This window comes from Bradyrhizobium sp., assembly GCF_049798375.1.
Taxonomy (GTDB): domain Bacteria; phylum Pseudomonadota; class Alphaproteobacteria; order Rhizobiales; family Xanthobacteraceae; genus Bradyrhizobium.
This window is the reverse complement of sequence record NZ_JBARGP010000284.1, coordinates 1-6418: the sequence shown is the minus strand read 5'-3', so window position 1 is coordinate 6418 and position 6418 is coordinate 1. Positions and strand designations below refer to the sequence as shown.

Here is a 6418-nt window from a genome sequence, read left to right as displayed (position 1 = left end):
AGCAGATCGTAGTCGCCAAAGCCCGTGAAAACATCGCCGAAGTCGAACAGGCCCGAGACTCGCCAGCGGTCTCCGTCACGCGCCAGCAGAAAATTCTCCGGAATATACTCGCCGACGAGGATCACAGGCGATGCGTGCACGGGGATCAGCTCCCGCGCATCGGCTAAGAGATCGTCGAGCTCGTCGAGATATTTCTGCGCCAAGCCGAGCCGCTGGTGACGCGCGCGACAGCCCGCGATCTGTCCTTGCAGAAAATCCTGCCAGCTCGGCGTGATCTTCGCGAGCTCGCCAGGCGGCACGCGATGCACGCCGGCGATGGTCTCGCCCAGCTGGCGCAGCACGCCCTCCTTGTCGGTCTCCGCCATATCCGGCCACGCGTCCGATGCCAGCACGCCCGACAGACGCGTCATGATCAGATACGGCCATCCGTCGCGCTCGCCCTCGGCGATGAGCTGGGGCACATCGATCGACAACTGCCCGGCAAGCACCCGCAACGTGGCGCGCTCGGAGATGAATTGGCTGCGATAGAACGGCGGAAAGATCTTCAGGATCAGGTCGCCGAGGCCGACCACCAGATTGGTCCCGGTCCCGAACACGATCGGCTCCGAGCAGATCACGCCATGGCCCCGAGCGATGTCCTGCGCGACCGACAACCAGCGCGCCGGCTCGGCGCGATAGGCGCGGAATGCGGCAAAGTCCGTCAACGCCGGCAGCGACAGCGAAGTCTGCTCTCTTCGCGCGTCGCTCATCGGTCGGGACCGGCCCGCTCGAACTGCCGCAACAGCTTGTTGCCGCGCTCGACCGCCGCATCCATCGCCGCGCGCGCCGATTTCTTGGCCGCAAAGGCTGCCTCCAGCTCGTCCTCGATCGCATCGCGGATCAGCACGAAAGAGCCAAGCCGCAGCCCACGCGAGTTCTCTGTCGGAGGATTGAGCGTGACCTCTTCGATCGAGATCGCCGTGCCGGGGTTGCGGTCGTAGAAGCCCTGGGCCCGCGTCAGGTCGAAGGCGGCGCGCGTGACCGGCAGGTAGCCCGTGTTCTGGTGCCAGGCGGCCTGCACGTCGGGCCTGGACAGGTACGCGAAGAACTTCGCCACGCCGCGATATTCCGCGTGCGGCCGGTCCCGCAGCACCCATAAAGTGGCGCCGCCGATGGTCGAGTTCTGCGGCGCACCCTTTACGTCAGACCAATAGGGCATCATGCCGTAGCCGACCTCGAACTTCGAATAAGCCTTGATGTCCGCTCGCGTGCCCGACGAGCCGATGAAGATGGCGCACTCGCCGTTCTGGAATCGTGGCTCGGCCGACTGGCCGCGACCGCTGTAGTCGAACAGCTTCGTCGTTTGCCAATCGGCAAGCTGCGCGATGTGCCGCACCACGAACTCATTGTTGAAGGTCAGCACTGCGTCCAGGCCGCCGAAGCCATTGGCCCTGGTTGCGATCGGCAGATTGTGAAAGGCGGAGAAGTTCTCGACATTGATCCACGAGGGCCAGGACGTGGTGAAGCCGCACCGCGCGCCGCGCTCGCGCAGCCGCTTGGCGGCCACGCCGACTTCGGGCCAGGTCTTCGGCGGCGCATTGGGGTCGAGCCCGGCGCTCCGGAACAGATCCTTGTTGTAATACAGGATCGGCGTCGACGTGTTGAACGGGAACGACAGCAGATTGCCTTCGGCGTCGGCGTAATAGCCCGTCACCACCGGAAGATAGGCGTCGGGCGAAAAGCTTTCCTGCTCGTCGCGCATCAGTTCGTACACCGGATAGATCGCCCCCTTGGCGGCGGTCATGGTCGCGGTGGCGATCTCGTTGACCTGCACGATTGCCGGCTGGCTGCGGGAGCGGAACGCGAAGATCGCCGCCGTCACCGTTTCGGTGTAGTTGCCCTTGTAGCTCGGCACGATGCGATAGTCGGATTGCGAAGCATTGAAGTCCGCGGCGAGCTTCTCGACCTGCTTGCCGAGTTCGCCCGACATCGCGTGCCACCACATGATATCGGTTGCGGCAAATGCCGGCGTGATCGCGCAGGCCGTGACCGCGGCGATCCAGATGCGCAACAGCTTCCAACTCAGGCTCACGACGGAATTCCGATCACGAACGATGAAATGTCTTGGTGAAAGCTAAAAATATCGATGGCCCAGCGGCCCGCAAACTGCACCGGATAGCTGTTCTCTGCCATTGACTGGCCTCGCCACGTCGGCAGAATGGCCTTATAGCACCGGTTGCAGAAAAAGCACTGAACCTTTTCAACCAAGCGGCAGACCCAACCCTAAGGGGACCATGTTGCCTGTGTACCGCGCCAGCCTTTCGCGGACCTTGAGAGTGGATGTCGCGCCGATACCGACCTTGGCTGCGACCGCCGTCTTATGCACGTGCAATTCTAAGTTGAGCGCACCTGTCCGTGTCGGTGAAGCTGCGTCGCAAAATGACCGTACCGGTTGCAGCCGCCGCAGCGTCGCACCGGTCAGCCAGGATTGGCGGATCGGCCGCGCGCGGCAGTGGCACGAATCGAATTGAGCCGATGGCGCGGTCCGACCACAATGCCACCACGGGGCGGCCAATGAGCCTGGCGGCGATGGGGCGCGCACGGATCGTGCGGCTGTTGCGCGCGGTGCCGATCCGCTGGCGCATCCTGTCAATCGCGGCGCTGAACTCGGCCGTCGTCATCGTGCTCGCCGCGCTGATCTGGAACGGCGCCAAGGTGCTGGGCAGCGCCTGGGACGATGTCCGTCAGGTGCGGGAATCCGACAAGATCCTGGCGCTGCTCGAGAGCGAGACCAGCAGGCTGCAGAACCTGATTCACCGCTACATCAACCAGCCGAGTCCGGACCTGTTCGCCGAGATCCTGCTGCTGCGCGAAGCCGTGCTGGGCACCCTGACCACGCGCGCCTCCACCGACCCGATGTTATCGGGCTCGGTGGAGGAGCTTGAGCGGGTCACGGTCCGCTTCCTCGACGGCTTCGGCGAATTGCGCAGCCTGCAGACCAAGATCTCCAAGACCTATGAGGAAGGGGTGCTGGGGCCGGCGCGCGACATGGCCGGACTCTATTCGGTGATCGAAGGCGCGACCGGACATCGCGACGCGCAGATCTGGCCGCCGCTCGGCAAATCGCGCGAGGCCTTCACCGCGATGCTGGTCGCGGCCAATTCCTATTATCTGTCGCTGGCACCGGCCTCCGCCGACGACGCACGGCGCAGTACCGAGACCATCGAGAAGACCATTCCGGTGATGTCGGAGCTTGCCGACAACGATCTGCAGCGGCTGGCGCTGCAAAAGCTTGCGACCCGCACGGCGGCGCTGCGCGAAGGCTTCTCAAAGCTCTCCGATGAGCTCACCAACCGGACCGAGCTGCTGCGAAACACCATCGACGCAAGTCAGGCCGAAACCATCGGCGCGATCGACGGCCTTTCGGTGAAGATGCGCCAGCGCGAGCAGAAGGCGCAGATGACCTTCGACCGGACATTGGCCGACATCTCCCGCCGCGTGTTGTCGATCGCGGTGATCTTCCTCGGCATCATCCTGAGCGCAGGCGTGCTGATCGCGCTGTCCATCCGCCTGCCGCTGCAGCAGATCATGTCCGCGATGCGAGCCATCGCGTCAGGTAACTATGATCGCGAGGTGCTGGGCACCGAGGCCCGCGACGAGGTCGGCGCCATGGCCAGGGCGGTCGAAGTGTTCCGCGAGAACGCGATCGCCAAGCGCAAGACCGAGGACGAGCTGCGCACCTCGAAAGAAAAAGCCGAGAGCGCCCTGCTGGAATTGAACGCCGCGCAACGCAATTTGATTGACGCCGAGCGGCTCGCTGCTCTCGGCGGCCTGGTCGCCGGCGTCGCCCATGAGGTTAACAATCCGATCGGCATCAGCCTCACGGTCGCCTCCAGCTTAGCCCGCCGCGCCGACATCTTCGACAAGGAGTTGAAGACGTCCAGCGGACTGCGCCGCTCGCAGCTCGAAGAATTCGTGCGCGCCTCGCGCGACGCCTCGCAGCAGCTCGTCGCCAATCTGCAGCGGGCCGGCGAGCTGATCCAGTCGTTCAAGCAGGTCGCGGTCGACCGCTCGCATGCGGAGCGGCGGCAGTTCATCCTGAACGAAGCCACCGACCAGATCATCGCGAGCCTGAAGCCGGTACTGAAGCGGGCGCCGATCGAGCTCGCCGTCGACGTGCCGGAGGGTCTCCTGATCGACGGCTATCCCGGCTCCTATGGCCAGATCCTGACCAATTTATTCCTCAATGCCGCCAACCACGCCTTCGCCGACGGCCGCGCCGGCACCATCTCGATCACGGCGCGGTCGCGCGGTGGCGATGACATCGAGATCATCTTCGCCGACAACGGCGCCGGGATGAGCCCCGAGGTCCAGCGCCAGGCCTTCGACCCGTTCTTCACGACGCGCCGCAACGAAGGCGGCACGGGACTCGGCCTCCATATTGTCTATAACCTCGTGACCCAGCAGCTCGGCGGCCGCATGATGCTGGAGTCCAGGGTGGGACAAGGCACGACATTTCGCATTATCATGCCCCGGATCGCCCAAGGTTCTAAAGAATTGGGCGGCTCTGACACAGAAGGCGACGGAACAACGCAATGGCCGAACAGGACGATGTCCTCCACCTGATCGACGACACCGGCGTCGTCGAGGAAGACCATTCGGCGCGAAAATGGAAGATCGCGGTGATCGACGACGATCAGGCCGTGCATGAAGGCACGCGGTTCGCGCTGTCCGATTACAGCCTGAACGGCCAGGGCCTCGAGATCCTGTCGGCCTATTCCGCGGCCGAAGGTCGCATCCTGATGCGCGACAATCCCGACATCGCCGCGGTGCTGCTCGACGTCATCATGGAGACCGACGTCGCCGGCCTCGATCTGGTCGAGTACATCCGCAACGAGATCAAGAACGAGACCGTGCGCATCGTCCTGCGCACCGGCCAGCCGGGCCAGGCGCCGGAGCGGCGGGTCATCGTCCAGTACGATATCAACGACTACAAGGCCAAGACCGAGCTCACCGCCGACAAGCTGTTCACCTCGCTGACGGCGGCGCTGCGCAGCTACCAGCAGCTCGAGCGCATGCTGCAGACAAGGCGCGGCCTCGAGATCATCATCGACGCCGCCTCGACGCTCTACGACTTCAAGTCGATGCAGCGGCTCGCCGAGGGCGTCCTGACGCAGATCGCCTCGCTTCTCAATGCCGACTGCGCCGGCATCCTGGTGCTGCGCGACGATGGCAGCGGCCACAAGACCGAGGATTTCTCGGTGCTGGCAGGCTCGGGCTGCTACAGCCGCTTCATTGGCGCCGCGACCTCGAAATCGCTCGATCCCGACCTGCGCGACATGGTCGAGGCGGCGTTCAAGAAGCGCATGAATGAGTTCGCCGACCAGCGCACCGTGATCTATGTCCGCACCGGCTCGGGCCGGGAGGTGGTGGTGCTGCTGCAGGCCGAACGGCCGCTGTCGGAGACCGACCGCTCGTTGGTGGAGATCTTCTCCAGCCGGTTGTCGATCGCGTTCGACAATGTGATCCTGTATCAGAAACTGCAGGAGGCCAACACGCAGCTCGAGGATCGCGTCGCCCAGCGCACCCGGGCGCTGTCGCAGGCCAATCGCAGGCTGTCACAGCAATGGCTGCGCCTGCAGCGCGCCAACGGCTTCAAGAACGAGATTCTCGGCACCGTCGCACACGACCTGAAAAATCCGCTCGGCGTCATCCTCGGCCGCACCGAGATGCTGACCGAGCTGATCGCGAGCGGCGCCTCCAAGGACGGCGTCACCAGCCAGGTCGAGCACATCCGTGACGCCGCCAAGAGGCTGACCTCGATGGTCGATCATCTGATCTCCGACGCAATGGCGGACGCCTTCGACATCACCATCCGGCGCGAGGCGGTCGATCTCGCCACCCTCGTCCGCGAAGTCGCGGAAGCCAACCAGCCGCTGGCCCACAACAAGCAGCAGACCATCACCGTCGCCGCACCGGTGCATCTCTCGACCATGTGCGATGCCGACCGCATGCGCGAGGCGATCGACAATTTGGTCAGCAACGCCATCAAGTACAGCCAGATCGGCGGCGGGATCATCATCGAGGTCGCCGCCGAAGCGGCCAACATCGCGCTCCGCGTCACCGACGAGGGCGCCGGCCTGTCGCCGGAGGACCTCGGCCGGCTGTTCGGGCGCTTCCAGCGGCTGTCGGCCAAGCCGACCGCGGGCGAAAGCTCGACCGGGCTCGGGCTCTCGATCGTCAAGCGCATCATCGACATGCACGGCGGCGAAGTCACCGCCGACAGCCGGGGACCGGGGCGCGGATCGACCTTCACCATCACACTGCCTGCGACTGAACCGTCATGAGCCAGAGCCAGCACATCATCATCGTCGACGACGAGGCGCCCGCCCGCGAGATGGTCGGCGATTATCTCAAGATGCACGGTTTCACGGTGACG

Annotated in this window: 4 protein-coding genes and 1 pseudogene; 3 read left to right on the top strand and 2 right to left on the bottom strand. The window is 64.6% G+C overall.

All coding sequences use genetic code 11. The annotated features are described in order from the left end of the window. Both WA702_RS12330 and ugpB read right to left on the bottom strand, forming a co-directional pair. Positions 1 to 749: aminoglycoside phosphotransferase family protein (locus tag WA702_RS12330; protein ID WP_425110800.1), on the bottom strand; the 749-nt coding region annotated here is incomplete at its 3' end. Further along, complete coding sequence (gene ugpB, locus WA702_RS12325) at positions 746 to 2065, bottom strand: sn-glycerol-3-phosphate ABC transporter substrate-binding protein UgpB (RefSeq protein ID WP_425110802.1); 1320 nt, start codon at positions 2063 to 2065, stop codon at positions 746 to 748. The genes ugpB and WA702_RS12330, both read right to left, overlap by 4 nt. A 488-nt stretch (positions 2066 to 2553) precedes the next feature. Here ugpB and WA702_RS12320 point away from each other — a divergent pair, with 488 nt between their 5' ends. The 3 genes and pseudogenes from WA702_RS12320 to WA702_RS12310 form a co-directional block, all read left to right on the top strand. Next, the gene (locus tag WA702_RS12320) at positions 2554 to 4605 is read left to right on the top strand and encodes a sensor histidine kinase (RefSeq protein WP_425110801.1); all 2052 of its coding nucleotides are present in this window, start codon (positions 2554 to 2556) and stop codon (positions 4603 to 4605) included. Further along, positions 4575 to 6326 carry an ATP-binding response regulator gene (locus tag WA702_RS12315; RefSeq protein ID WP_425110799.1) on the top strand — a complete coding sequence of 584 codons (1752 nt, stop codon included), beginning with the start codon at positions 4575 to 4577 and terminating at the stop codon, positions 6324 to 6326. The genes WA702_RS12320 and WA702_RS12315 overlap by 31 nt, the downstream gene beginning before the upstream one ends. Then, positions 6323 to 6418 (top strand): annotated as a pseudogene (locus tag WA702_RS12310) (DNA-binding response regulator); the annotation flags it as partial. The gene WA702_RS12315 and the pseudogene WA702_RS12310, both read left to right, overlap by 4 nt.